Below are 3,022 nucleotides of genomic sequence, written 5' to 3'. Positions count from 1 at the left end.
GGGGTGGAGTTCGGGCTCGGCAAGGACATCCAGCTCGCCGCGCAGGAGGTGCGCGACAAAGTCGCGCGCGCGCGCCGCGATCTGCCCGCAGAGCTCGAGCCGCCTACCGTCGACACCTTCGACCCGTCGTCGATGGCGATCCTCTGGATCCCGTTCCGCACCGACCGCTCGGCGGTCGACACCAGCGAGTACGTGCGCCGCGAGGTCCGGCCGGTCTTCGAGACGATCCCGGGCGTCGCCGGGGTCATGGTCTTCGGCCGGCGCGACCGGAACCTGCGCATCTGGCTCGACGGCGAGGCGCTCCGTGCGCGCGGTCTCGCCGCGAGCGACGCGCTCCGCGCGCTGCAGAGCGAGCACCTCGAGGTGCCCGGTGGAATCGTCGAGAGTCGGCTGCGCGAGTACACGGTGAAGACCGAGGCCGAGTTCGAGTCGGTCGCGGAGCTCGAGAAGCTGATCGTGGCCTATGTCGACGGCGCGCCCGTGCAGCTTCGCGACGTGGCGCGCGTCGAGGACGGCTCCGAGGACGTGCGCATCGAGGCGCACTACAACGGCGAGACGTCGATCGGCCTGGGCATCCAGAAGCAATCCGGTGGCAACACCGTGGCGATCGTCGACGAGGTCAAGCGCCGGCTCGACGAGATCCGCGCGATCCTGCCCAGCGGCATCACGATCGAGGACGAGCGGGGCTTCGTCGACTTCTCGCACACCGTGCGCGAGGCGGTGAGCGAGACGCTCTTCTCGCTCGCTTTCGGCGCGTTGCTCGCGGTGTTCACGGTGCTGGTCTTCCTGCGCCGCGCCCGGCCGACGCTGATCATCGCGGTTTCGCTGCCGATCTCGCTGGTCGCGACGTTCGGGCTGGTCTGGCTGGCGGGCTACACGCTGAACACGATGACGCTGCTCGGCATGGCGCTCGCCGTCGGCGTCGTGATCGACGACGCGATCATCGTGCTCGAGAACATCGAGCGACACCGCGAGGCCGGCGAGTCCACGCGCAAGGCGGCGGAGATCGGCGCGCGGCAGATCGCGTTTGCCGCCACCGCGGCGACGGCGTCGGTGATCGCGGTGTTCCTTCCGGTCGTCTTCGTCGAGGGGATCGTCGGCAGCTTCTTGGGCGAGTTCGGGCTGACCGTCGCCGGATCGGTCGGTCTCTCGCTCTTCGTCGCCCTCACGCTCACGCCGATGCTCGCCTCGCGGATGGGCGCGCCGCGCGAGCGCGCGCACGGCGGCGTGTACCACCGCCTGGAGCGCGCGCAGAACGCGCTCGACGCGTACTACACGCGCGCGCTCGACTGGACACTCTCGCACCGCGCGGCCTCGTTCGGCCTGGCGCTCGGCGCGTTCGTCGCCGCGATCGGATTCGCCTCGCGGCTCTCGACGGAATTCTTCCCGCCCTCGGACGAGGGCATCGTGATGGTGCGCACCGAGGCGCCGCAGGGCACCACGCTCGAAGTCGCGCGCGAGTTCCTGGCGCGCGACGAGGCGTGGATGCTCTCGCAGCCCGAGACGGAGGGGCTCTTCTCCTCGGTGGGGATGGGCAACGGCCCGAACATGCCCGGCCGGCCGAGCGAGGGAATGATGTTCGCGACGCTCGCCCCGCTCTCCGAGCGGAAGCGCAGCGTGCACGAGCTGATGGACGCGGGTCGCGAGGCGCTCGGGCGCACGGCGGGCCGCGAGATCCGCATCTTCAACCCCGGCTCGATGATGAGCTCCGGCGGCTCGCGAATGGGCGAGTTCGAAGTCGAGCTGCGCGGGAACCTGTCGCTGCACGATCTCGACGCGCTCTCCGACGAGTTCATGGCCGAGCTCGCCGCGCACGGCGGATTCGTCGACCTGAACAAGTCGCTCAAGCTCGGCCTGCCCGAGCTGCGCGTGATCCCGGACCGCGAGCGGGCGGCCGCGCTCGGCATCGATGCGCGGGCGCTCGCGACGACGGTGCAGCTGATGATCGGCGGGCTTGACGTCGGCGTGTTCAAGGAGTCGGGCCACCGCTACGACATCCGCATGCGGCTGGAGGACAAGGACCGCAGCGATCCAGACGCGATCGGCAGGCTCTACGTCCGGACCCGCTCGGGCGACGTGGTTGAGCTTCGCAACCTGGTGCGCGTGGAGCAGGGCGCGGCCCCGTCGGCGATCACGCGCAGCGGGCGGCAGCGCAGCGTCACCGTCGCCGCGAACCTCTCCGGCGGGCTGGTGCTCGGCGACGCGATCGAGGCCTCGCGCGCGATCGCGCGCCGCGTGCTTCCCGAAGGAGTGACGCTCACCCTCTCCGGCCAGGCCGAGCGGATGCAGGAGGGCGTGAGCCAGGCGGGCGTCGCGCTCCTGCTCGGCCTGCTCGTGATCTACATGGTGCTCGCCGCGCAGTTCGAGAGCCTGGTGCACCCGTTCACCGTGATGATGGCGGTGCCGCTGGCGATGACGGGCGCGCTCGGCGGCCTGTACGTCTTTGGCCAGACGCTGAACCTGTTCAGCCTGATCGGAATCCTGCTCCTGTTCGGGCTGGTCACCAAGAACTCGATCCTGCTGGTGGACTACGCGAACCAGCTCCGCGCAGAGGGCATGGGCAAGGTCGAGGCGATGCGCCGCGCCGCGCCGGTGCGGATGCGCCCGGTGGTGATGACGGCGGTCGCGATGATCTTCGGCGTGCTGCCGGCCGCGATCGGGATCGGACCCGGCGCCGAGACGCGCAGACCGATGGCGATCGCCGCGGGCGCGGGGATGTTCTCGTCGACGGTGCTGACGCTGCTCGTGGTCCCGGTCTTCTACCTCGCGATCGACGACTCGGTCGAGTGGGTGAAGGGGCGGCTGCGGCGGCTGGTGTCGCGGAAGAAGGAGATCGCCGTTTGAGCTTTCGAAGGCCCGTTCTCGCCGGGGCGGGCTGGCGACCGCTCTTCACTCCTCAGCGCACGGGGGCGTACGTGAACGACCACTGCGTCGTGCGTGCCGCCGACGGGACCTGGCACGTCTTCGGCATCACCAAGCCCACGGTGGAGATCGATCCCCAGGGAGAGCGCTGGTTCTGCCA

Annotated in this window: 2 protein-coding genes; both read left to right on the top strand. The window is 70.3% G+C overall.

Annotated features, from left to right (window positions below; genetic code table 11):
• The coding region (locus FJ108_18340) for an efflux RND transporter permease subunit (GenBank protein MBM4337852.1) at nucleotides 1–2,844 on the top strand (2,844 nt) is incomplete at its 5' end.
• A partial coding sequence (locus FJ108_18335; GenBank protein MBM4337851.1) for a hypothetical protein occupies nucleotides 2,841–3,022 on the top strand: 182 nt, incomplete at its 3' end. The genes FJ108_18340 and FJ108_18335, both read left to right, overlap by 4 nt.

Source organism: Deltaproteobacteria bacterium (assembly GCA_016875225.1).
Taxonomy (GTDB): Bacteria; Myxococcota_A; UBA9160; order SZUA-336; family SZUA-336; genus VGRW01.
Note: the sequence above shows the minus strand (reverse complement) of the source record. Positions and strands in the feature narration are given on the sequence as shown.